Origin of the sequence: Bifidobacterium sp. SKU (genome assembly GCF_026016405.1) — a bacterium.
GTDB classification, from domain to species: Bacteria; Actinomycetota; Actinomycetes; order Actinomycetales; family Bifidobacteriaceae; genus Bifidobacterium; species Bifidobacterium bifidum.
Map to the genome: position 1 here is coordinate 2,065,024 of NZ_CP092890.1, position 24,510 is coordinate 2,089,533.

At 63.5% G+C, this 24,510-nt stretch carries 20 protein-coding genes, 1 other RNA gene and 2 pseudogenes; 5 read left to right on the forward strand and 18 right to left on the reverse strand.

The features are described from left to right. Positions 1–285: 285 nt before the first annotated feature. The 10 genes and pseudogenes from MMB49_RS08810 to MMB49_RS08855 form a co-directional block, all read right to left on the reverse strand. The gene (locus MMB49_RS08810; RefSeq protein ID WP_081020294.1) at positions 286–816 is read right to left on the reverse strand and encodes an HAD hydrolase family protein; all 531 of its coding nucleotides are present in this window, start codon (positions 814–816) and stop codon (positions 286–288) included. 172 nt (positions 817–988) lie between these two features. Next, positions 989–1,699, reverse strand: a complete 711-nt coding sequence (locus MMB49_RS08815; RefSeq protein ID WP_003816112.1) for a GntR family transcriptional regulator — start codon at positions 1,697–1,699, stop codon at positions 989–991. 225 nt (positions 1,700–1,924) lie between these two features. Then, the gene (locus MMB49_RS08820) at positions 1,925–2,503 is read right to left on the reverse strand and encodes an FMN-binding protein (protein WP_047271131.1); all 579 of its coding nucleotides are present in this window, start codon (positions 2,501–2,503) and stop codon (positions 1,925–1,927) included. Further along, positions 2,496–3,296 (reverse strand): ABC transporter ATP-binding protein, encoded by an 801-nt coding sequence (locus MMB49_RS08825; protein WP_003819481.1) that lies wholly within the window; start codon positions 3,294–3,296, stop codon positions 2,496–2,498. The genes MMB49_RS08820 and MMB49_RS08825 overlap by 8 nt, the downstream gene beginning before the upstream one ends. Before the next feature lie 28 nt (positions 3,297–3,324). Beyond that, positions 3,325–4,587, reverse strand: coding sequence for an ABC transporter permease (locus MMB49_RS08830; RefSeq protein WP_047271042.1), 1,263 nt, complete (start codon positions 4,585–4,587; stop codon positions 3,325–3,327). 32 nt (positions 4,588–4,619) lie between these two features. Then, positions 4,620–5,921, reverse strand: a complete 1,302-nt coding sequence (locus MMB49_RS08835) for an ABC transporter permease (protein WP_047271044.1) — start codon at positions 5,919–5,921, stop codon at positions 4,620–4,622. A gap of 20 nt (positions 5,922–5,941) precedes the next feature. Then, positions 5,942–7,228, reverse strand: coding sequence for a DUF2318 domain-containing protein (locus MMB49_RS08840; RefSeq protein WP_047271045.1), 1,287 nt, complete (start codon positions 7,226–7,228; stop codon positions 5,942–5,944). 105 nt (positions 7,229–7,333) lie between these two features. Further along, positions 7,334–8,011, reverse strand: a complete 678-nt coding sequence (locus MMB49_RS08845; RefSeq protein WP_013390319.1) for an iron transporter — start codon at positions 8,009–8,011, stop codon at positions 7,334–7,336. A 34-nt stretch (positions 8,012–8,045) separates the two neighbouring features. Beyond that, complete coding sequence (locus tag MMB49_RS08850; protein ID WP_047271047.1) at positions 8,046–9,812, reverse strand: FTR1 family iron permease; 1,767 nt, start codon at positions 9,810–9,812, stop codon at positions 8,046–8,048. 240 nt (positions 9,813–10,052) lie between these two features. Beyond that, positions 10,053–10,235 (reverse strand): annotated as a pseudogene (locus tag MMB49_RS08855) (symporter); the annotation flags it as partial. Here MMB49_RS08855 and MMB49_RS08860 point away from each other — a divergent pair. Next, positions 10,192–10,374 (forward strand): hypothetical protein, encoded by a 183-nt coding sequence (locus MMB49_RS08860; protein ID WP_014760723.1) that lies wholly within the window; start codon positions 10,192–10,194, stop codon positions 10,372–10,374. The pseudogene MMB49_RS08855 and the gene MMB49_RS08860 sit on opposite strands and share 44 nt — an antisense overlap. Positions 10,375–10,434: 60 nt before the next feature. Continuing rightward, positions 10,435–11,457, forward strand: coding sequence for an FAD:protein FMN transferase (locus tag MMB49_RS08865; RefSeq protein WP_047271049.1), 1,023 nt, complete (start codon positions 10,435–10,437; stop codon positions 11,455–11,457). Between the two features lie 51 nt (positions 11,458–11,508). On the opposite strand, the gene MMB49_RS08870 is transcribed toward MMB49_RS08865, so the two are convergent. Together MMB49_RS08870 and MMB49_RS08875 are read right to left on the reverse strand one after the other, a co-directional pair. Next, a complete protein-coding gene (locus tag MMB49_RS08870) occupies positions 11,509–11,922 on the reverse strand; it encodes a hypothetical protein (RefSeq protein WP_229940990.1) in 414 nt (137 codons plus the stop codon). 62 nt (positions 11,923–11,984) lie between these two features. Beyond that, a complete protein-coding gene (locus MMB49_RS08875; RefSeq protein ID WP_229940989.1) occupies positions 11,985–12,593 on the reverse strand; it encodes a Fic family protein in 609 nt (202 codons plus the stop codon). Between the two features lie 149 nt (positions 12,594–12,742). Here MMB49_RS08875 and MMB49_RS08880 point away from each other — a divergent pair. Next, a pseudogene (locus MMB49_RS08880) lies at positions 12,743–13,952 on the forward strand (IS256 family transposase). A 230-nt stretch (positions 13,953–14,182) separates the two neighbouring features. Here the strand turns inward: MMB49_RS08880 and ptsP are convergent. Continuing rightward, positions 14,183–15,841: a phosphoenolpyruvate--protein phosphotransferase gene (gene ptsP, locus MMB49_RS08885; RefSeq protein ID WP_047271051.1), complete on the reverse strand. Its 1,659-nt coding sequence runs from the start codon at positions 15,839–15,841 to the stop codon at positions 14,183–14,185. A gap of 357 nt (positions 15,842–16,198) precedes the next feature. Between ptsP and MMB49_RS08890 the strand changes: the two genes are divergently transcribed. Beyond that, positions 16,199–16,459 (forward strand): HPr family phosphocarrier protein, encoded by a 261-nt coding sequence (locus tag MMB49_RS08890; protein WP_047271052.1) that lies wholly within the window; start codon positions 16,199–16,201, stop codon positions 16,457–16,459. Between the two features lie 161 nt (positions 16,460–16,620). Then, complete coding sequence (locus MMB49_RS08895) at positions 16,621–17,703, forward strand: LacI family DNA-binding transcriptional regulator (RefSeq protein ID WP_047271055.1); 1,083 nt, start codon at positions 16,621–16,623, stop codon at positions 17,701–17,703. A 10-nt stretch (positions 17,704–17,713) separates the two neighbouring features. Here MMB49_RS08895 and MMB49_RS08900 read toward each other — a convergent pair whose 3' ends face one another. From MMB49_RS08900 to ffs, 5 genes are all read right to left on the reverse strand, one after another. Further along, on the reverse strand, positions 17,714–18,898 hold the full coding sequence (locus MMB49_RS08900) for a DNA polymerase III subunit delta' (protein WP_047271057.1): 1,185 nt from the start codon (positions 18,896–18,898) through the stop codon (positions 17,714–17,716). Further along, positions 18,895–19,629, reverse strand: coding sequence for a dTMP kinase (gene tmk / locus MMB49_RS08905; RefSeq protein WP_047271059.1), 735 nt, complete (start codon positions 19,627–19,629; stop codon positions 18,895–18,897). Before tmk ends, MMB49_RS08900 begins: the two co-directional genes overlap by 4 nt. Positions 19,630–19,709: 80 nt before the next feature. Continuing rightward, a complete protein-coding gene (gene topA, locus MMB49_RS08910; protein ID WP_047271061.1) occupies positions 19,710–22,628 on the reverse strand; it encodes a type I DNA topoisomerase in 2,919 nt (972 codons plus the stop codon). A gap of 84 nt (positions 22,629–22,712) precedes the next feature. Continuing rightward, positions 22,713–23,843 (reverse strand): phosphatase PAP2 family protein, encoded by a 1,131-nt coding sequence (locus MMB49_RS08915; RefSeq protein ID WP_047271135.1) that lies wholly within the window; start codon positions 23,841–23,843, stop codon positions 22,713–22,715. A gap of 524 nt (positions 23,844–24,367) precedes the next feature. Then, positions 24,368–24,462, reverse strand: an RNA gene (gene ffs / locus MMB49_RS08920) — signal recognition particle sRNA small type. Positions 24,463–24,510 lie beyond the last annotated feature (48 nt).

Below are 24,510 nucleotides of genomic sequence, written 5' to 3' on the forward strand. Positions count from 1 at the left end.
CACAGGAGTCCTTCCTTGGACATCTGCGGACTTCGTAGTCCGCATCTTCTGTTGTACTTCCAGCACGGCTTTTCAGCCTTCAGTTATTCGATATACTTTTTGTTGTTCGAATAACTTGTGCTTTTAGTATACGGATTATGGGAATCCTGTCAAATATGGTCACATCGCTGTTATTACACCGATTATCGGCATAATTCAGCCATTGTCAGCGCTCACTGGTCAAGATTGCGACACGCCGGTGGTCAAAATTTATTCGAATAAATTAATCGTTTTTACTTCGACGGCTCACATCAGGCCGAGCCGTTCGAAAGCGCGGGCGAGCCCGTCCTCCTCCACATCGCCGGCGACGATGCCGGCCATCGCCTTGATGTCCTCCGACCCGTTGCCCATCGCCACGCCGACCGCGCAGTACTCCAGCATCGGGATGTCGACGGCCGCGTCGCCGAACGCGACGGTGTCCTGCCGATTCGCGCCGAGATGCGCGAGCAGCCGGTCAATCGCATGGGCCTTGGTGATGCCCTTGACTCCGAGATCGCCGAACAGCGCCGTCGCTCCCCTACCGCCCCACGTGCCCGATTCGAGGTCGGGGAAACGCCCGCGGGTGTCGAGGAAGTCCCGGTACGAGCCGAGCACGTAGCTGATCTTGTTCACGTCGTCCCGGTACAGTTCACCGTCGAAGATCATGTCGGGGAACGCCTCGCGCACGGTCAGGCGATTGACGTTCTCCTTGCCCTTGCGGGCGGAATACTCGCGGATGGCGTCGAGCGCGCCCTCCTCGAAGCCCTCGCTGGCGAACAGGCCGTTGTTGCTTTCCAGATAGAATTCAAGGCCGCGCGGATGACCCTCACGGCCGAGTCCGGCAGGTTGTTGTCGTAGTCGACCAGTGTGCCGTCCACGTCCAACAGGATGATCTTGGACATCGTCGTCCGCCTTTCGTCGATGGTCGTGGCGGCCATGCGGCCTTACGAGCGGAGCCGGCTGCCGTGCGTCAGCGCATCGAGGTCATCGTGAAGAACCTCGCGTTGACGTAATGGTATGCGATGAACGAGGAGTTGAACAGACGGCCGTTGGTCAGGAACGAGTCATCCTCCAGGTACAGCGCGGGATCACCCTCGTTCAGACCAAGCACCCGGGCCGCGTCCGCCTCCAGCTTGCCCGCGTACAGCACCTTGTCGACGAAGCCGAAATTCAGACCGAGGTCGTTGCGCGCGTACCCGAACAGCGACCCCTCGGCGATCTGCTCATTGATGAACGGCACGAATTCCTTAAGATACCACGCCGTCTCATATGCCAGCGGATTGCCGTCGACCTGCCGCAGACGCACGACACGCCACACCTGATCACCCTCGGCGCAGTGCATGCGCTTGGCCAGCACGGAGTCGGCCTGCAGCAGCGACAACTCCTGCACCACGGACGTCACCTTGCGATGCGGGTACTCCGCGGAAATGCCGCGCGTGGTGCCGATCGACAGGTAATCGCCCTCACGGTCCTCGCGCACGAACACGCCACTGCCCCGCACCGGGAACACGTCGCCGGCCTCGGCGAGCACCGCGATGGCATTGCGCACGCGGTACCTCGTGGTCTGGTACTCCTCTATCAGCTGGTCCTCGGTGGGCAGCTTCCCGGTCTGCCGGAACTCACCGGCATCGATACGGCCTCTGAGAGTCGTGGCCAATTCGCGGTAATCCTGAGCCATCATTCCTCCTACCGTCTGATTCCGCCCGATGCAGCGGCCCCCATCACCGCCAGAGACACCGCATCCCATGACATCATGATTTTATCGCACAACACACGGTTATTCGAATAACAACATGTACAATCGTACATGATAATCGTAATATCGTGCGCCTCGGCACCCCTTATACGACAATGGCGCTTGGGCGACATGCCATGCCACCCAAGCGCCATACGAACCGACATGCGATTATTGAATCGAGGCCTCCTGCCGCGCGACCTCCAACGCCTTGTTGAAGGCGTCCGACGTCCAGCTGGCTCCGGCCACCTTGTCGACCTTCAGGTCCTTGAGCGGCTTGCCATCGACCACGCCATTGATTGCCTCGGCGAAGTCATTCTGGTGGTTCTTGGAGATCGTCGTGAACGGATGCCCCACGATCTCGACCTTCTCGACCTTCTGGTCGGCGATGGTCAGGTGCACGTCGATGGAATCCTCTCCGACCGGCCCGTACTGGCCGTTGATCGAATAGGTGCCGTCCTTGTAGTTGCCGGTGTCCTTCTTGTCGGAGGTCGTGGACTTGCGCTTGGAGGAGCTGTCGGAGCCGCTCGATGACTGGGACTCGCTCTCCTGCGACTTCTCGGTCTCGCCGGAATTGCCGGCATACTCGTCGTTCATCGGCGCGGCCTTGGGCTCGCCGCAACCGGCCAGCAACGTGGTCGCCGCGATCAGTCCCGCGGCCGCCACCGTCACGCTCTTCAGCGTGCGTGATTTCGACGGGGAACCGCCGTCCGCAAGCCCGTCATGCTGCAGAGCGCCGCCGTCACTCATGGTCACCACCTGTCTTCGCCGCCTTGGTAGGATCAATGAAATCAATGGAAGAATCGCCATGCTGCGCACCTTCGGCGTCAGAACCGGTGGATGCAGGCTTGCCACCGGCCGCTACGTACGCATCATGTGCATTTTTATCATTCCACTTCTCGCCCACGAGCACGCCGTGGTTGAGCATGATTTCACGCTGGGCGCAACTCGCCACGAGAGCGTCATGGGTGACCACGATGACCGTGGTGCCCTGGTCATGCAGCTGGCGGAACAGGTCGAGGACGATCTTCTCGTTCTTCTCGTCCAGGTTGCCGGTGGGCTCATCGGCGAGAATCAGCTTCGGGTTGTTGATCAGCGCACGCGCGACGCACACGCGCTGCTGCTCGCCGCCGGACAACTGGCTCGGCAGATGGTGGGCGCGGTCCTTCAGACCGACCTTCTTCAACGCCTCAAGGGCCTGCTTCTCGTCGACGACCGAATGGTAGTACTGCGCGACCATCACGTTCTCGACGGCCGTCAGGTGCGGCACCAGATAGAACTTCTGGAACACCAGGCCGATCAGGTTCTTGCGCACGTCGGCGAGCTGGCCGGCGTTCAGATCCTCCAGCTTGCGGCCCTCCAGCGAAACGGAGCCCTTGCTCGGCGTGTCCATGCAGCCGATCATGTTCATCAGCGTCGTCTTGCCGGAACCCGACGAGCCGACGATGGCCAGCCATTCGCCCTGCGGAACGGTCAGGCTCAGATCATCGACCGCATGCAGGTCGCCGTAGATCTTGGAAATATGATCGAGTTCAAGCAGCATATCCATGATTATTCCTTAACTATTCCAACTATTCCTCGCGCAGCACGACCGCGGGGTCGATGCGCGTGGCGCGATGCACCGGGGGGATGGATGCGACAACGGCGACCAGCGCGCTGAACACCACCGACACGACGGCGAGCCACCAGTTGAAACCGATGGAACGCTCAAACACGGTGGCACACAGCCAGCGGGCCATGCCATAGCCTGTCGCCGTGCCAAGCAGGCCGCCGAGCAGGCCATACACCGCCGATTCCACATAGAACTCGACGCCGATGGCATGCGAGCTCGCGCCGAGCGCCTTGCGCAGACCGATCTCGTTGCGCCGCTGCGAGACGATGGAGCTGATCGTGGTGCCGACGCCGACCAGCGTGAACACCAGCACAACCAGCGACACGATCCAGAACAGCGTCTGCAGCATCGTGATGACGCGCGTGTCGGAAGCGGTGATCTTGGTGACCTGCTGCGCCTTGACATGCATCGACGTCATATCGTTGATGCTGTTGACCAGCGCGGTGAGGTCCGAGGCGCCCGACGAGTATTCGATGACGTCCACGCCGCGCGTGGAGCCGGTGAGCTTGTCCACGTCGCCGGCCAGCGCGTAGATGATCGAATCCTCGCTGCCGCCGGTGTCAACGATGCCGGCCACACGGAACTCGGTGCCGGACGTGTCCATGATGTCGCTGGAGACGTGGCCATTCTGGGTCTGCTGGGCGCCGGTGGAGCCGGACGAGGTCTGGCCGTCTGACGTGCCGTTAGTACCGGGCTGGCTCGCCTGTCCCGAGGACGCGGCGTTGTCTGATGCGCGGTAGCCGATGGTGATGCTGCCGCCGACCTTCAAGCCCATCGCATCGGCGACGTCCCGGCCGACCAGCACCTTGCCCGCGGACGGCCAGGAGCCGTCGACGACCCAATGATGGTTGAGGTTCCTGACCTGCGCGGGGTTGACGCCGGCCATCACGTACGGGGCCGCATTGACGCGCACGTTCTCGTAACGGTACGTGGCGTGCTTTTCCGAGCCCTTGGCGCTCACCATCTCCGTGGTGTGCTCGACCATCGCGTCATCGATGCCGGACTTGCCGTTCTCCGAATCGGCGAGCGGCGTCACGATCAGGTTGGCGCCATAGGCTCGCATCTCCTGATTCATCTGCTGCGGCACGGCGATGCAGATCATCGCCAGACAGGACAGCGTAGCGGCGCCGACCAGCGACGCCACCACGGCCATGACCGCGCGAGACCGCCTGCGGAACACCGCACTCAACAGCATCCTGAAGAACATACCGGTATTGGTCATCTCAGCACGCCTCCTTCATCATCGTCTTACGATCAGCGTCCATGCAGCACCTCCGCCGGCTTGAGGCTCAGAATCGAGCGAATCGACGACGCCGATGCCAGCAGCACGGTCAGCGCCAGCAGCACGAACACCAGCACGAACACCATCGGGCGCATGGTGATGCCCGAACCGAACACCACCTGCCCGATGATCTGCGCCACGCCCGAGCCCAAAGCGGCGCCGACGATGGCTCCCAGAAGCGAGATCGCCGCGGTCTCCGCCATCATCAGGCGCGACACCGCGCCATCGGTCGCACCGATCGCCTTGAGCAGGGCCAGTTCGCTCGACCGCTCGCCGATCGAGGCGACCATCAGGTTGGCCACTGCCACGGCCGCGGCGAGCAGGCTCAGCACCGTCATCAGGATCATCACGGCCTGGGTCTTCTGCAGCACGTTGCCCTGCAGCGCGGCGACCTGCCGCACCTGCTTGGCGACCGCGCCGGGAATGACCTCCTCGATCTGATAGGCGATTGAGCTGGGGTATGCCGTGCAATACCAGGTCTCCCACTCGTCTTGGCTGAGCGCGGCGGGGTTCTGGGCCGCCTTGCGCGCCAGATCGTTCTCCGGCGTTGTCAGCGCCTTCACCTCGATCTTGTCAACGGAGTCCGGCAGGTCCGACAGCACCTGTGCCACCGACGAGGAGATGTAGATGGCACTGTTGTCGTCGTCGCCGGAATCGTAGACGCCGGTGATGCGAATCTTCTGCTCGTGCGTGTTCCCGGCCGCCGTGGTCTTGCGCAAGGTGACCGTATCACCGCATCCCACGCCGAGCTGCTGCGCGAGCGTCGTGCCGATCACGCCCTGATCGGTGTCATCCTTCGGCCAGCTGCCGTCGAGCTTCCACCATGAGCGCATGCCGTCGACGCCCACGACGGTGGTCTCACCCGACGCGAGCTTCAGCGTCTTGTTGAACCACGTGCCGACTACCGCCGCCGCCGTGCCGTTCAGCTGCGCGTGGACGTTGAGTTGCGGCGCGAAATTCGTGATGTTGAACGCCCAGAAAATCGTCTTGATCTTCGCCGCGTCGGACTCCTTCAGGAACGAGGTCGGGTCCGCGTCGGACTGCGGGCCGCCCTCCATGTTGTACAGGTCGGACACCACCGCATCGGACTTCGGCTGCACGGTGATGTTCGAGCCATATGTGCTCAGCTCGGCGTTGAGCTTGTCGCCCACGTCGAACACGACGCCCAGCATCGACACCGACACCGTGGCCGACAGGCACACGGTCAGCGCGATCAGCAGGCGCCTGCGTAACTGGCGGGTGAACGAGCGCCTGATCATTCTCAGAAAGAACATGGTCTAAACCCCTTCCTGCCTTACTGGAAGTGGGCGCTCAGCGCGTCCAGGTCGGCGGTCTGAATGGTGATCTTGCCGCTACCGGTCTTGTACGGGAACGGGATCGGGTTGCACCCGCCCTTGAAGCCGATGGTCGCCAGGTTGATGGCCACCTCACACTTCTTGCAGATGATCTTGCCGGCCTTCTCGTAGTATCCGGCGTCGCCGCAGTTCTCGCAGGCGTCGAGGCCGATGCCGTACGCGCCGCCGTTCTTCTTGATGATGATGAAGCGCATCACGGTGCCGTCCTTGGCCTTGTATTCGAAGCGGTGCAAATGGCCGTCCTCGACCTGGCTGAACGGGATCGTGGCCACGCCGTCCTTGAGCGAATACGCTTCCGGCGGCGAGAGAGTCGGCTGCTGGTTGATTGCGGCCACGCCCAAGGTCAGCGTCGCGGTAACGCCGATCATCGCCACCACGCTCCATGCGGCGGCGGCGATCGCACGGCGCCGGAACGCCTTGTGCTTGCGCACCGTGGCCGCATTGACGTCGGCCGCGAGTCGCTTCGCAGAAACCGGCATACGCAAGCCGGCCACCACCGAGGCGACGGCGGGAATCAGGAATATGAACGCTTGGGCCATAATCAAACCGGACTTGTTGTTGATCAGCCAGGCGAGCATCACGAACGCGATGTGCGGGAACCGCAGCGTGCGGGCCTGCATGATCTGCAGCAGGCCGGTCAGATGCTGCATCAGCTGGATCACCAGCACCACCAGCACCGCGGACAGGAACGCCGGACGGACCGCCGTCGAACGCATCGTGCGGAAGACCGCGGCGATGACCGCGGACGCGATGATGCCCAGCACAAAGCCGAGCGCACGCAGCAGCATATCGGACGTGAAGATCGGGTCTCCCGGCTCGACCCAGATGGTCAGCTGCAGGATCACGTCCGGCAGCGCATAGAACACGGTGAGCGCGATGCCCAACGCCGCCACCAGATTGGCGAGATGCATCACCGCGGCGTGCCGACGCCAATTGCGGGTGATCAGTCGGTTCACGAACACCAACACGATCAGCAGGAGGTCGATGACCACGCAGCACCACAGCACCGGGTAGTTGATGAATGTACGCTGGTTAATCACCGCGGATGCACGCAGTCCGGCGAACACGATCGCCGCCACCAATCCGATGAGGATTCCCCACAGACGCCATCGGGAGCTGATCGGTTTGTCACGCCCCTCGCCGACGGTCAGCATCACACTCATGCACATGACCAGCAACGCGGGCCCCAGCGTGCCCGGCATCACCGCTACGAACTGTTCGAGCATTCGCACCCTTTCCTTGTTCCGTCTATTATGTTCCGTTCATTCCGTCATAAAAACAGCGAAAGCTCCTCTCGGGCAGAGAGGAGCATTTCACTCAGACAATGTCAATCACCACTGACGCGGGGTGTATTCCCAGTTGTCGAAGGTGACCTCGATCGGCTCGGTCCAGAAGCGACCCTTGACGCCGGTCTCGGGATCGACGTGCAGCATCCAGCCCTTCTTGGCCGGGGATTCGATCGACAGCTTCAGCTGGTAGGTGCCGGCCTTGTCGAGCTTGACGTTGGCACCGTAGTGCGGGCCGTCGGAGGCGTTCATCTGCATGAAGGTACCGGAGGTGGCCTTGCCGCCTTCGACTTCCTTGCCGGTGGACTTGTCGATGATCGTGTAGTTCACGGTCAGCTCGGGGACGAAGTCGCCCTTGCCGTAGCCCAGCTCGGTACCCTTCTGGTTGGCGTGGATGTCGGCTTCGAGGTGGAAGCTCGAATCAGCGGCCTTCAGGCCCATGGAGGCGGGCTCCATGTCAATCGGCTGGAAGTACACGGCGCCGACGGTCAGCGGGCCGGCGTCCTTGTCCTGCTCCTCGGCGGTGCCGGACGGGCCGACCGGGACCTCTTCAAAGCCTGCGCCGGAGCTGGAGTCGTCCTTCTTGTCGCTGGACTGAGAGGAGCTGCCCGAAGACTTGTTGTCGGAAGCATTGTTGGTGGAACCGCACGCGGACAGCGAGAAGGCCATGGAACCGGCCAGCAGCACGCCGAGCAGGGCTGCGATCTTCTTGTTCTTCATCATTTCTCTATTTCCTTTGTTGTGTAGTGAATGGTATTCACAGATTGTTGGGTTGATTGTTCGCGGCACCGGCCGTCACGGCAGCCTTGGCCTTCGCCTTGCGCTGCTTGATGAAGCCGACCACGAACAGGGCGATCACCGTGATGGCCGCAATCACCTGGGCGATGATGCATTCGACGTACGGGTAGAAGCCGATCCAGTCGTTCGTCGGAACGCCTTGCAGATACGTTGCCGGGAGTGCGTCGCCCTCGATCAGCGAGTGCACGCCGCCGCCGGCGAACACGACCACCAGCACCGACATCAGGATCGACGTGACCAGGAAGAACGGTCCGATCGGAATCTTCACCGACGTGAAGCGAATCACGAAGAAGATGATCAGCAGCACCACCGCGGCGGCGACGGCACCAATCACCATGCCATGCGCATCGCGGCTCATCGTGTAAATCGACTGGTAGAAGATCACCGTCTCGGCGCCTTCACGGAACACGGCGAGGAAGCTCAGCATGGCGAGCGAGATCACCGTACGGGATGCGACCTTTTCGCCGGCATCGACCTGTGAGGAGACGGAGGCCACCGCGGCTTCGGTCTTCTCCTTGATGTACCGGTTCCATGCCTCGACGCTGGACTTGTTGAGCATCCAATTGCTGGTCCATAGCAGCATGGCCATGGCAATCAGGGCGCACACGCCTTCCATGATCTCCTGAATCGGGCCGGACCCGCCGAACGCGAGCACGAAGATGACCGCGACCACGCCTGCGCCGGCAAGACCGGCGAGCACGCCCACGTAGATCCACTTGGTGAAACGCTTGTTGCCGGACTTGACGAGGTACGCCACCACGGCCGCGACCACCAGCAGCGCCTCAAGACCCTCACGAATCAGAATCAGGAACGCCTGACCGACCGAGCTGGTGATGAACTTGGTGAAGCTGCCTTCCTTGTCGGCGGCACCGCCGTCGAGCTTGCCGGCGTCCTCGACCAGCATGGCCTTCAAATCGTCGACGAGCTTCTTGGTGTCTTTGAGCGAGGCGCCTGTGTTCATCGACTTGCGGCACATCTTGAACTGGTACTCGACCTGCGAAACGCGGTCGCCGCTGATGGCGTTCATCACGTTCTTCTCGAAGCCGAGCTTCTCATAGTACTGGTAGTAGGCGTCGTTGACGAGGGTAGCGCCCTTCGCGCCGTCGCCGCCCGCGTACGACTTGTAGGCCTTGTCGAGGATCGGCATCATCTCGTTGGCCACGTCGGTCCAGCTGCGGTCGCCCTTGCCGGGGTTCTTCTTCTGCTTGGACTGCAGAACCTTGCGCTCCTTGGCGATCTGCTCCTGCAGCGCCTTGTCGTAGCCGCGGGGATTGGCGAGCTTGGTGTTCGCGTCGAGCTGCTTGGCGGTGCTGTCGAGGTCGGAGACGAGCGCGGTCACGCTCTGTTCGATCTTCGCCTCGTTGCCCGTCACATATGACAGGTCCTGAATGTCTTGGAACGCCTGCTGCTGGGAGGCCTGCTTGTCGGAGCCGATGTTGTCGGTCACGACCTGGGTGAAGTTGGATGCCACATAGATCTCGTTGTATGCGGCCATGAAGTCGGACGTGGAACCAGCGGTGTTGCCGTCCTTGTATTCCTTCTGCCCCTGCTGCAGCTGCTTGTCCATCGCGGCGGCGACGTCGGCCCATGTGTCGTAATCCGCGGAACCGTCGGCGGCCATCGCCTGCGGGGCGAACATGACGGCCATCACCGTGAACAGCGCCGCGACGACGGCCAGCGAACGACATCCAACCGCCCGAAGATGCGCTACCGCACGACATCGCATATTGGATTCCTCTCCATATCAACGCTTTCTAAACCATCTATGCAATATAGAGAAAAAAAACCTGAAAGAACAGTCTTGACTTTTGAATTTTTATGCGGTAATAGAGCGGCCCCTGAGGCCGAAATGTCTCATATTGTGGTCATTGTATGGGTGGCCCATTAGGGGCCGCTCTCAAAACTCACAGATACAAGACGTTTTTCGGGTTTTTCCCCTTGTATCTGCGAGTTTTGAGAGCCTGCTTCAGCCATCAAGACGATTCAACATCTTCCGCTCGTTGTAGAACGCGAAGACGATGCCTCCGATGCCGCACAGCACGGCCGCGCACACCGCGGCGATGCGGTAGCCCGCGCCCGAGGCCACGCCGATCGTGGAGACGCCGGTGAACAGCAGCATCGCCACCGACTGGCCCATCTTCATCGCGAACGCCAGCCGTCTGACCCATCATCATGTGGTGCTGAGCGACGGCAGCGTGCAACGGCTGGACACCGCATCCTCCAGCGGGAACCCCTACCGTCCCATCTCATCCGGAGGCCTCAAAATCTCCGGCATCAACGTAGGCTAAGGCGGCTGCCCCCGCTGGCGAAATGCTACGCTGAGGGGCATGAGCGGATTGCATGGGCGGATGCCGTATACGACTGCGTTTGAACGCGCGATGGGCACCGGAATGATCATTCAGTCGGCGACGGCTCTCGACGACGGCTTCCGCTCGAAACTCGACGCGTTCATCGACGGGTACGAGTCCGTGCTGTCGCGGTTCCGCGCCGATTCGCTGGTGACCGCAATGGGCGAATCCTCGCATGGCGGCTCGTTTGATTTTCCCGATTGGGCCTCCGGGCTGTTCGATCTGGCCGATGCGTTCTGCACCGCGACCGACGGGGCGCTTGACCCGTGTGTGGGCGAGGATCTGATCCGGCTTGGCTATGACGCACGGTATTCGATGACAATGGAACCCGATGCGGAGCATCATCTCGGTGCCGTCCACGGGCGCCCGACATGGCGCAACGATGTGGAGCGTCATGGCACAACGCTGGTGACGCAGCGCGCGGTTCACTTGGATTTCGGGGCTTTCGGCAAGGGATATTGCGCCGATCTGATCGGCGCGATATTGGACGGGCACGCGGGCGATGAAACCGTCCGGCAATCCGCCACCGGCCCCGGCTCTCACGCGCCCTACATCATCGACGCGGGCGGCGATCTGCTGATCCGCACGGGCGAGTCTGCTCAACCGGCCCCACTCGCCGAGGGGTCAGGACACGACACCGGCGACACCGTCACCATCGCCCTGGAGGATCCCGCCAACCCCGGAACCGAGGCGATCGGCATCGCAAGCATCGTTGACGGGGCGTTCTGCGCGAGCGCCCCCAGCCGACGCCATTGGGGTGAGGAGGCAGGCCGTCAGCTGCATCATCTGCTCAACGCGGTCGACGGCCGTCCCGTGCGCGATGTCGCCGCGAGTTGGGTCTATGTGCCATCGGCGGCTGGCCGACCCTACCCCACCGCGCTGGCGGATGGACTCGCCACCGCATGCTTCGTCACCGCACCGGACGAGCTCGCCCGCGCATTCGACTTCGAATGCGCCGCGGTGCACGCCGACCGCACGGCCATCATGAGCCGTCACTTCCCCGGCAACTTCTTCACCGTATAAACAATGCGGGAGGGAGCACCTGCGTCATGCCACCGCCAGGTTTTCTTGTGCCTATTCGCCACGCTCGCACATCAGTGGCGCCGACACGTCAATCGCCGCGCCGAGCGGTGCAGCAAGCACCTTATGGATGTCCGGAGCGATATACAGGTTGCCCCTTCCGGCCGGATACGCACGGAGTATACCCACGGACACCAGACGAGACAGCGCGTGCTGTACGGCCGACGGGCTCTTGCCGAACCTTCTCCTCAACATACTCGCCGTGACGGTGGGCTGCCCGATGAGGTACATCGCCGTCTGCACGGACAGGCCGCTGTATCTGTGCTCATCCAATAGACTGCGATACCTCTGCCGCACATTGACAAGACGCTTCACGCTCAGCAGCGCGTCCTCACAGGATTCCTCGATGTCTTGGCAGAAGAACAGTATCCAGTCATCCCAATCCCCTTTCGTGGAAACACCGAGCAATCTGTCCTGATATTCGGGTCGACGGCGCTCGAACCACGGGGATACGGACAGCAGCGGCTGGCTCAGCAGGCCTCAGTCATCATCTGCAACAGCACCAGCAACCGCCCGATTCGCCCGTTGCCGTCCGTGAACGGATACATCGTCTCGAACTGATAGTGGAACATCGCCATATCCAGTACGGCCAGTCCCGGCTCTTTACGTGACCTCCACCAGTCCACAAGCAACTGGACGACTATATCCAGGTCTCGACCAGGAGGCATGGGCACGAAACGCGCATCCTCGATGCGCCGCGTGGGTGAGCCGATGAACACTTGGGTGGATCGTATATCCCAGGCCTGTGGATTGTCTGACTTCGTGCCCTTCACAAGAAGCTTCTGCAATTCGCGCACGAGAGGCAGGCTTATGGGATGCCCGGACTGAATCTGGCCTATGCCGCATTCCGCCGCGTCGAGGTAGTTCAGCACCTCGCGCATGGACTCGCTCAGCCCGCTTTTGTCCTCGCCCACCTCATAATCCTGAGCAAGAACGGTTTCGAGCGGCTCGAACGTGCCTTCCAGGGCGCTGGTGCTCTGCGCTTCGCGACGCATGGTCAGGCGACGCGGCATATCGGGGTTAGGCAGGTCCTCCCCCAGCTCGCCGGGCGCATCTGGCGCGAACATTTCTTTCTCCATAACACCAGCTGTACATATTTTTTAAATCATTCATACTAAGATTTGGATAACGCCCGATTTTTTGCGCACTTTCGGATTCCGGGTCTGACGTAAGAGGGCATGGCCCGCGTCCTGTGTACGATTTTCATTCGCCAAAACAAAAAACCGCGATTGGAAGCCAGGAGACGGAACCAAGACCCTCGAACATCATACGGATCGACCAGAACCTGCTCGAGACCAGGCTCGACCGCTTGGTCGCCGAAAAGGTCGCCGAGCTATTGAACGCGATGCTCGACGCTTCAGGCCGACGAGATCGCCAACGCCGCCAAGTACGAGCGCACCGGGGAGCGGAAGGCGTACAGGGCCGGCCACTACGACCGGAGCCTGACCGCCAAGGCCGGCAGGCTCGCGTTGAAGGTGCCCAAACTCAAGGGCGCGGTCTTCGAGTCCGCGGTCATCGAACGATACCGGAGACGCGAGGAGAGTGTCGAGGAGGCCCTCATCGACATGTACCTGGCCGGCGTGAGCACCCGGCAGGTGGACGACATCAGCCAATTGCTGTGGGGCGACAGGATGCCGTCCCAGACCCTGAGCGACAAGCTCAAGAAGGTGTACGGGGAGATCGAGGCGTGGCGCACGAGGCCGTTGGAGGACGAGTACCCGTACGTGTTCATGGACGGCGTGTGGCACAAGCGTTCATGGGGCGGGCACGTGGAGAACGTCAGTGTCCTGGTCGCCATCGGAGTCAACGCGGAGGGGCACCGCGAGGTGATCGGCGTGGCCGAGGGCATGAAGGAGGACAGGGACAGCTGGGAGCGGTTCGTCCGCTCCATGATCGAACGCGGCCTGAAGGGCGTGCGCCTGGTGGTCGGCGACCGGTGCGCCGGACTCGTCGCCACGGTCGGCTCGATGCTGCCCAAGGCGAGATACCAGCGGTGCATGGCGCGTTTCATGCGCGACGTGCTCTCGAAGACGCCGCCGACACACCGCGAATGGGCGTCCGCCGCCCTCAAGGCCATATTCGCCATGGAATCCCGGGAATCCGCCCTGGCCAAGGCCGAACAGGTCGCCATGGAGATGGAATCCAGGAGGCTCAAGGCCGCCGCGAACTGCCTGCGCGAGGGCGTCGGCGAGACGACGACCTACCTGCTGGACGAGTTCCCGGACGGGCACCGCAGGAGGATCCGCACGAACAACATGATCGAGCGGCCGGACAGGGAGATCCGCCGGCGCACGCGCGTGGTGGGCGGCTTCCCCGACGGGAACAGCGCGTTGATGCTCATATGCGCCCGCATCCGTCACGTCACCGCGAACGAATGGTCGACCCGCCGCTATCTCGACATGTCCCGGATCGGTGACAACCTCGTGGAAGCGAACTGACTATCGCGCCATGGACGGCCACGATCCAAAGTGCGCAACTTTTCGGGCACTACCAAGATTTGCGAAATCTTAGTATGAACAATGATTAATCATGCGCTTTACCGCACCTCATCACACCGCATATGCAAAAGCGACGCCGTACGCGAGCCGGCAAAACAGCCGAATCTCGTATGGCGTCGCTCTCGTTTGAGGCAGTGGAATCACATTATGGTCTTATAGGCGTGACTCCCTCAGATGTTCCACTCGGACGGGTTGTAGAAGTCGCCGTTGAGGGCCTTGGCGGCCTTCTCCTGCGCTTCCTCAAGCGTGACGCCGGCGAGTTCGGCACGCACGTCGTCGAGCGCGACCGGGGTCATCGACAGGGAGTTGACGCCGATGCCGGTGAGCACGACGGCCAGATCCGGATCGGCGGCGGCCTCGCCGCACACACCCACCGGCATGCCGTTCGCGTTGCCCGCGTCGGCGATCAGCTTGATCGCGCGCAACACCGCCGGGTGCCATGCGGTCTGGTAGTTGGCGACCGAGCCGAGTGTACGGTCGGCGGCCAGCGTGTACTGGGTCAGGTCGTTCGTGCCGATCGACACGAAGTCGGCGACCTTGGCCACCTGATCGGCCATGAGGGCGATGGACGGCACCTCGGCCATCACACCGACCTTCTTCAGGCCGAAGGACTTGCCGAGCTTGACGAAGTAGGCGGCCTCATGCGCGTCGGCGACCATCGGCGCCATGACCCACAGGTCGGCGTCGGTCTGGGCATCGGCGGCGGCAAGCGCCTTGAGCTGCCCCTCAAGCACGTTCATGTGGGTGCGCAGCGTGCGCAGGCCACGCAGGCCAAGCGCGGGGTTCGGCTCGTCTTCGGGGGTGAGGAACGGCAGCGGCTTGTCCGCGCCGGCGTCCAGCATGCGGATGACGACCTTCTTGCCGGGGAACTGGGCGAGCAGTTCGGCGTACGCCTTGGTCTGCTCCTCAACACTCGGCGGTTCGGCGTTGCCGATGAACAGGAACTCGGAACGGAACAGGCCGACGCCTTCCGCACCGTACTCCAGCGCGGTCTTGCCGTCGGAGGGCTTGCCGACGTTGGCGAGCAGCGGGATGTGGTAACCGTCCTTGGTGGCGCCCGGCTTGCCGCGCAGCTCCTTGGCCTTCGCGGCCTTGGCCTTCGCGGCTTCGGCGGCGGCGACCTGCTCGTCGCTCGGCTCGGTGGTGATGGTGCTTTCCGCGGCGTTGACGATAACCGTCTCGCCGTTCTTCAGGTCGTCGGCGCCGGCGGCGGACACGACGGCCACGATGCCGCGGGCACGGGCCAGAATGGCCGTGTGCGAGGTCGGGCCGCCCTGCGAGGTGACGATGGCGAGGGTCTTGTCCAGGTCGAGGCCGGCGGTGTCGGCCGGGGACAGGTCTTCCGCGACCAGAACGAACGGGGTGTCGGAGACCGGGACGCCCGGCGCGGGAACGCCCATCAGGTCGGCGATGACACGCTGGCCGACGTCGTGCAGATCCGCCGCACGCTCGCCCTGATAGCCGCCGATGGCCTTGAACATCTCTTCCACGGCGCCGAAGCCTTCCAGCACGGCGCGCTCAGCGGTCTTGCCCCGCTCGATGAGCGTGTTGATGCTCTGCGCGAGCGCCGGGTCGGAGGCGAACATGGCGATGGCCTGCAGGATCGGAGCGGCCTGCTTGGCGCCTTCGTCGCCGTTCGCGGCCTCTTCGGCACGGCGGTTCAGATCCGCGTTGACCAGCGCCAGAGACTTGGTCACGCGCTCGATCTCGGATTCGGCCGAGACACTGTCGGCGCGAGGCGCATCGGACGGTTCGGGAAGCGCAGCTGCCATACGAATGACCGGGCCGACCGCAACGCCGCGTCCGATGCCAACACCCTTGATAACCATATGTTCTCCTTATGTTATGGCCTCTCGCCGCGAATGACCGGTACTTCCCATCCGCGGACCGCCTTGTTGACCCACCAACTTCATCGCCGGTAAATCATTTTCTGTCCACGCCAGTATACACCCTCAAAAGCGCGACACGACTAGAAGTAAACGTTTTCCAGAAAATTGGAAAATTATGGTACACTGTTATGTCAGCAGCCAAAAAGAACGGCCGCCCAGCAATTGGCATAGAGTAATGTTATTGCTAATCGGTATCGGCGCGGGCCAACACGGCACACGCACGCTGACGAGTGTCGATATCGACGCACGACAAACCGCACCGGAACCACCGGCGCGACGACGCAAAGGAGTGTCTCCATGGTTACCCGCGCTACCACCATCACCGATCCCGTCGGCATTCACGCCCGTCCGGCCGCCAAGTTCGCTCAGGCCGCGACCGCGTCCGGCTGCACCGTGACCATCGCCAAGCAGGGCGGCAACCCCGTTCCCGCCGGCTCCATCCTGTCCATCATGGGCCTGGGCATCAAGCAGGGCGACACCGTCGAGGTCACCGTAGACGGCGACAACGCCGAGACCGTCATCGACAGCCTCATCGAGACGCTCACCGCAGCCGAGTAACCTGCGCACGCATTCGACGGCCGCCCGCACGAACCGCGTGGGCGGCCGTCAGCGTATTCCCATCCATCAGATGCGCACCGACGCGCATCGCAAGCATATGGCGGCCGCCCGCCGTCATACCGAACACTGCGAGCCCCATGAAGAGACAGCCATCCGCCGTAATGGACGCCATACCGGCATCCAAGCCAGACGCGACGCCCGTCAACGACGACCCGGCGCCCGGCCCGGAACAACGCCCACAGCCGGCGACCAGTTCCATCACCAACGTGGCCGCCATGGCCCACGTCTCCATCGCCACGGTCTCCCGTGTGCTCTCCGGCAAACGCACCAAGGACGACGACATCGCACGGCGGGTCCGGGCCGCCGCCGAGGAACTCAACTATTCGGTCAACTATGCGGCGAGTTCGCTGCGCGGCGCCGCCACCAACACCATCGGACTGGTCATCCCCTCGGCGACCGACCATTTCAGCGCCGGACTGCTTGATGAGCTGGAACCGGTCATCGACATGGAAAGACAGCAACTGCTGCTCGGCATCGGCAACGAGCAGCATACGCAGGACGAACGCATCGAATCGCTGGTGGCCCGCAAGGTCGACGGCATCATCATCGTTCCTGCCGCGGGCGTCGATCTGGCCCACACGCTTGACCGCACCACCATGACGACGCCCATCGTACAGGTCGGCGGACGGCAGCGATCCTTCCGCACGTCCATGGTCGGCATCGACGAGAATGCGGCGATGGAAAGCATCGTCGCGCACCTCGCCGAGCAGGGCGTGCGTTCCGCCGCCTATCTGGCCGGCAAGGAGGTATCGTTCGAATCGGCCGAGATGTTCGCGATGTTCCATACGCAGATGCGCACGCACCGGCTCGTCACCGACACCTCATGGAACCGATTCGGCGATTCGACCGTGGAGCGCGGTTATCAGTGCGTGTGGCGCATGTTCGCCGACTCGGATGCGCGACCGCCCGAAGCGGTGATATGCGCCGATGACATGATCGCGCTGGGCGCGATGATCGCCTTGCAGACGCTGGGCATCCGCGTGCCCGACGACGTGCGCGTGGTCGGCTACGACGACTCCCCGCTTGCCTTGACGACGATGCCGACGCTGACCTCGGTCCGCCCGCCGTTCCTCCAGATCGTCACCGAGGCGCTGCGCCTGATCGGGCAGGGGCCCGATCAGGCGGCGCACATCTCGCTGCTGCCCCAATTGATTGTCCGGGGCTCCACCGTCGTGCGTTCCTGACCAGGTGCCGTCATAGCCTCCCCGGAATCAGCGCGCAGAACAGCGCCTCGAACACCAGCATCGGGTTGCCGTTGCCCAGCAACCGCTTCCTGGCCACGGCGATGGCCTCCAACCGATCGACTACTTCCTGACGGCTCAGCCGTGCCGACAGCTCGGCGATGGCCGTGCGGTTCTCCATGTTGATCAGCCCGACTGCGTCCTCGGCGTTGTTCTGCAGCACCGCTATGTCGCGGTAGATGCTGGCGGCCGAGTTGAGCGCGCGGTCAAGCACGTCGCGGCTCCGGCGCGTGGCCTGCCGCTTGATCTCGTCCTTCTTGGCGATGGCGTTGTAGGCGCCGCGCAGCTTCGGCGGGATGCGGTCCTGCTCACCGAGGCCGTTGATGCGGCGGAAATCCGCTTCGGCGGCGGCCGTCTGCCGGTTCACGTCGGCTTCCGCCTGGCTTTTGGCGGTGTCGATGAGATCATCGGCCAGCAGCACCGCATCCGATGCCTTGCGCAGTCCCAGCAGCCCGACGATGAGCTCGTCCCGGTCCGACATGACCTGCGTGTCGGAGGCGTACAGTTTCGCTATGCCGATATGCCCTTCGGCGAGCCGCGCCGCGCGCACCGCCACATGACGGTCGAATTGGCGTTCCGCCGGCAGCGCCGGATTGACGGATGCCATCAGGTAATCCGCGACCGCTTTCATGGACGGCACGGCAAGGTTGACGATGCGGGTACGCGAGCGGATGGTCGGCAGCACATCCTGCGCGCTGGGGGCGCACAGCAGCCATATGGTGTGCGGGCTGGGCTCCTCGATCTCCTTGAGCAGCACGTTCGTGGTGCGTTCCAGCATGCGGTCAACGTCTTCGATGATGATGATCCGCCACGGCGCCGTGCTGGGCATCTGTTCGGAGGTGAGGATCAGCTGGCGCACGTCATCGATGCCGATGGTGACCTTGTTGGTGGCCAACGTGGTCACGTCGGGATGGGTGCCGGACAGCACCTGACGGGTTATATTGGTCGGCTCGTCGGAAAGGCCCCTGTCAGGGCTTTCCAGCGCGGCCGCGAACGCGCGCGCAACATTCGAGCGGCCGGAACCGGGCGGTCCGCAGATCAGCCACGACTGGGCCAGCGTCTTCGGGTCGCCGGAGACGATGGCCTGCAGTTGGCCGACCACTGCCTGCTGGCCGACAATGGAGTCCCATACGCTCATCGCGCACCTCCAGCCGGAGTGTTACCATCGCTTTCCTTAGTGACGGCAGCCTGAGCGGCAGCCGCCTGCGCCGCGGCCCGTTCATCCGCCGCGGCATCGGCCAGCACCGCGTCAACGTCCGCCTTGATGTGCTCCCATACGGCCTCGATCGGCCATGCGGCGTCAATCACGCGGAAACGGCCCGGCTCGTGGCCTGCCAGATCGAGGAACGCCTGCCTGGTGCGCTGCTGGAATTCGTCGCCCGCGGACTCCATGCGATCCGCGTCATGCTGCAGACGCCGGTGCGCCGCCGTCGGGTCCATGTCGAGCAGGTACGTGCGCACGGGCATCAGCCCGCCGGTCGCCCACATGCTCAGCCCGCGGACGTCGTCGGCGGTCAGTTCACGGCCTCCCGCCTGATAGGCGAGCGACGAATCAAGATACCGGTCGGTGATCACCACGGCTCCGCGTTCCAGCGCCGGACGGACCACTTCAGCCACGTGCTGCGCCCGGTCGGCGGCGAAGATCAGCGCCTCCGCGCGCGGTGCGATATCGGTGCCGTCGGCTTCCGCGGCGTCTCCCGGCTCACGCAGCAGCAGCTGACGCAAGCTGCCGCCCAATGCCGTGCCGCCCGGCTCACGCGTCACCACGACCTCGCGGCCTGCAGCCTCCAAGTAGTCACGCAGGCGCTCGACCTGCGTGGTCTTCCCTACGCCGTCAACGCCTTCGAAAGAAATGAACAATTCAGTCATATCTACCCCCTTGCCCACAGTGTACGCGATGGCGGCATGCGACGCGGCCAGGCCGCCATCGCGGCGGCTGCGACGTGACTCTACTCGACGGTCTTCTTCGCTGCGGTCTTCCTGGCCGTGGTCTTCTTGGCGGCCGTCTTTTTCGCGGCGGCCGTCTTCTTGGTGGCAGATGCCGTGGAGCTCTTCTTCGCGGCGGTCTTCTTCGCGGTGGCGCCCGTCGTCTTGCGACGCCCGCGCTTGGACGGGCCGGCGGCACGCTTCTCGGCCAGCAGGCGGAACGCCTCGGCCGGCTCGATGGACTCGGCCGTGTACTGCTTGGGCACGGTCCGGTTCGTTTCGCCGTCGGTGATGTAGGCGCCGTAGAAGCCATCCTTGATGGTCACGTTCTTGCCGGTTTCGGGATCGGGGCCGAGCTCGCGCAGCGGCGGCTTCGCGGTGCCGCGTCCACGGCCGCGTCCGTATTTCGGCTGGGCGAACAGTTCCTTCGCCTTGTCGACGTCCACGGTGAAGATCTCATCCTCCGAGGCGAGAGACCGCGTCTCGGACTTGCCGTCGGCTCCGGTCTTGGTCAGGTAGGGGCCGTACCGGCCGTTGTTCGCCTCGACCGTGACCTCGCCAAGTTCGCCGGTCTCGGTGTTGGCCTCCTCGTAAACGCCCACGGTGCGCGGCAGCGACAACAGTTTCAGCGCATCGTCCAGCGTGATCGATTCGGGGCTCATCGTCTTGAACAGGGACGCCATCTTGGGCTTGGGCACAGTGGTCTTCTTGGACTTCGTCTCGGATGACCCGCCGTCCGTCTCGAGCGGCACCAAGGCCACATACGGGCCGAACCGGCCGTTGCGCACTTCGACCGTGCCGCCGCTTGCCGGGTCGACGCCCAGCTCGCGCGGGCCACCGGCATTGCTGTCGATGAGCTCATGGCCGACCTGCACGGTCAGCTCGTCGGGCGCCATGGTGTCGGGCAGGGAGGCCCGCTTGGGGTTGCCCGCCGCATCCACGTGGTTCATGTCTTCGAGATACGGGCCGTACCGACCGACGCGCACGTGCAGTCCGTCGCCGATGTCGATGGTGTTGATGGCGCGGGCGTCGATCTCCCCCAGCTGCGCGACCTGCTGCTGCAGGCCCGCGTGCGCTTCGTCCGCCGAAGTCGCCACGTCGCCGCCGGAACCGAAATAGAAATGGGTCAGCCAGTCACGGCCGGTCTCCTGACCGTGCGCGATCTGGTCGAGCCCGTTCTCCATATCCGCGGTGAACTGGTAATCGACGTACTTGGGGAATTTCGTCTCCAGCAGCTTGATGACCGAGAACGCCAGCCACGATGGAATCAGGGCGCGACCGCGCTCGTAGACGTATCCACGGTCGATGATGGTGGAGATGATGCTCGCATAGGTTGAAGGACGGCCGATTTCCTTGGCTTCCAGCGTCTTCACCAGCGACGCTTCGGTGTATCGCGCCGGCGGCTGGGTCTCGTGCCCGTCAGCCTCCACCGAGGACGCGGCGAGACGGCCACCGGTCTGCATCGGCGGCAGCGATCCGTTGTCGTCGGTTTCGCGCGAGGCGCGTTTCGCCGCGCCCTCGCCGTCACCGGCACCCATCGAGGAGGCAGCGGGGGCCGCCGCACGACGGCCCTCCCCGGTGGCCTTCATGAATCCGGGGAACTCGATCACCGTACCGGACGCCTGGAACATCGCCTCGCCGTCCTCGCCGGCAGGAGCCGACAGACGCACGGTCGCGGTGGAGCCGGTGGCGTCGGCCATCTGGGAAGCGAGCGTGCGCTGCCAGATCAGCGTGTACAGTTTCAGCTGGTCGGCGGGCACCTTGCCGGAGAGCTCCGCCGGGTCATGGAACCGCGCGCCGGCGGGTCGGATGCATTCGTGGGCCTCCTGCGCACTAGCGGTCTTCGTCACATACTGCTTGGGGCCATCGGACAGGAACGACTTTCCGAAATGATATTCGACGGCATCACGGGCGGCGGCGATGGCCTCCTGCGACAAGGTCACCGAATCGGTTCGCATATACGTGATGTAACCGTTCTCGTACAGCCCCTGCGCGGCACGCATGGTCTGACGCGAGCTCATGGACAGGCGGTTGCCGGCCGTCTGCTGCAGCGTGGATGTGGTGAACGGCGGGAGCGGGCGGCGACGGTACGGCTTGGTCTCCATCGATGCCACGGTGAAGGTCGCGTCGGCCAGGAGCTTGGCGAGGGCGTTCGCATGGGCCTCATCCAGCTGGCATACGTTGTCAGCGAAACCGGACGGCGTGAGCTTGCCGTCATCCGAAAAATCCTTGGAACCCGCAAGTCGCTTGCCTCCAAGCGACACCATGCGCGATTCGAACGACGCCGGCTCGCCCTCCGCGTCCGTCGCGCCCAGCACCGCGGTCACGTCCCAGTAGGAGGCGCGCACGAACGCCATGCGCTCGCGCTCACGCTCGACGATCAGGCGTGTGGCGACGGACTGGACGCGGCCGGCCGACAATCCCGGGCCCACCTTGCGCCACAGCACAGGCGACAGCTCGTAGCCATAGAGGCGGTCGAGGATGCGGCGGGTCTCCTGCGCGTCCACCATGTCCTCGTCCACGTTGCGGGTGTTGCCCAGCGACGCCTTGATGGCGTCCTTGGTGATCTCGTGGAACACCATGCGCTTGACGGGAACCTTCGGCTTGAGCGTCTGCACCAGGTGCCAGGCGATCGCCTCCCCTTCGCGATCCTCATCAGTGGCGAGGTAGAGCTCGTCGGAGTTCTTCAGCGCTTTTTTCAGTTCGGCGACGGTCTTCTTCTTGTCACCGTCGACGATGTAGTACGGTTTGAAGCCATCGTCGACGTCCACGCCGAACTTGCCGAACCTGGCCTTGTCGTCCGCGGGAATCTGACTGGGCTGTGCAAGGTCACGGATGTGACCGACCGATGCCATGACGGTGTAGCCGCTGCCAAGATACCCACCGATTTTCTTCGCTTTGGTGGGAGACTCCACGATGACAAGCTTGTTGCCGGTGCCCATTGTCTCTCCTTACCTACAATGTCATTGGCCTTCATCATACTCACGCGGCATGGTCAAACGGCAAATCGCGCGGCTCCGCGGCGGTCACCGCTTCTTCTTCGGCGGGGCCGGCGGCGCCCCCACCAGGCCGGCTCGGCTCAACGGGGACGCCGTGATCTGGCGCATCGCCAGCAGCATCCCGAACACCAGCGACGAAACGCCGGCTATCATCGCGAAGGTGGAGACGTGGGCGCCGACGCTCGCCCAGCTCGCGCTCAGGCTCAGACCGGGCTCAATCTGCCACATGATGTATGCGGCATAGCAGCAGCACAGCACACCCGCCGTGATCATCACCGTGCCGACGATCTGCACGCTCGGCGAGGACGCGCGTTTGCCGGGCGCGTCCATGCCGGACGTGCGCGTGAATGCCATCGCCAGCAGCGCGAAGCCGCCCGCCAGCAGCAGGCTCATCACCACGTCGACCGGGCGGTGCCATGCCCCCGCGATCACCGACAGGCCGATGACCAGCGCATAGGCGGCCCCGACCAGCGCCATCCACGCACGGCATCCGCGCGGAACCGCGAACAGCAGCAGCACGCCCGCGACGACGGCCAGCATCGTATGACCGGAAGGCGCGGAATTGGCGGGCTGAGACACGGTGTTGATGATGAACGGCCGCGGCAGCACACCTTTAAGATATGTGGACGCGAAACACAGCGCGGCGAACACCGCGGACTGCCCGACCAGCCACCAACGCTTGCGTACCAGCATCACCACCGCCGCGACAACGATCAGCAGCGCGGAGACGATTACGGTGAAGTTCAACGGATGCCCGGCGATTGACGTGATATTGCGGCTGATGAACGGGGCGACCAGAGCGGACGCCCACGACGGCAGGCTGTCGTGGAAGCCGCTGAACACCATATCCTCGTATGATTGCCCGTCCTCGGTGCGCACGGCGATCCACCATGCGCCGAACGAGATCGCGATCATCAGCACGCCGAACACCGCACACAGCACACGGCTCGACACGCGCGGACGCACGGTCAGCGGGTCGCGACGCGCCAATCCGCGCTCGATGTCCGCCTCGTCGTCAATGTCCGCCGCGTGTTCGTCGGGTGCGGCGGCCTTGCGTTTGCGCGCGGCCGGCGCGGGCGATCCGAGGGCGCGCAGCGGATGATCCGCGATCGTCTCCAAAGCGGACCATGCGCTGGCCGGGGACGCCTGCGGCACCACGGGTTCTGGCTCCTGTTTCGCCGACGAGCGCGCCTGTTCTGGTGCGGGGTCTGATGCCGACGCGCCGGATGACGTCGTATCCGATGCGGCTGCGGTATCCGGCTCATTCGGCGTGTCAGCAGGCGCATCGGTCGTCTCCGTGGACGGCAGGCGTTCCGCCGACGTTGCCGCATCAGCCCGGTCGCCGCTGACCTGCACGGCGTCAGGCGGAATCGCACCGTCACGCGAGATTTCGGCGGGATCATCAACACGCTGTTCTTCACTCATAGTTCAAGACTGTAGAGCCTGTACATGTGTCAGTCGCCTCATCGCGCCCATATTCCGACAGAATAATCGAAAACCTGGCCCCGGCATATCAAAATACGGGTTGAAATCGCCGAAATCTACTATTCCCCGTGTGAAATCGCCGTTTCAAGGTCCAAAAACGGCGATTTCGCACGGGGAATTGCCAAGAACGGCGATTTCAACCTGTAATTTAAGCCTCACGGCGCCGCGACGGTCAGGGTGAGGGGCCAAGAAAAGAAAAAGAAAACCTTCACGTACCCGACAGAGGCCACTTACCCTTGCTGCATTCCTGCCCTGGGGGGATTGGGTGACATAACGCCACGTGAAGGCTGTACTAGTATACATCACCCCCGGATATCGGGTGCGCAACGACAATAATGCC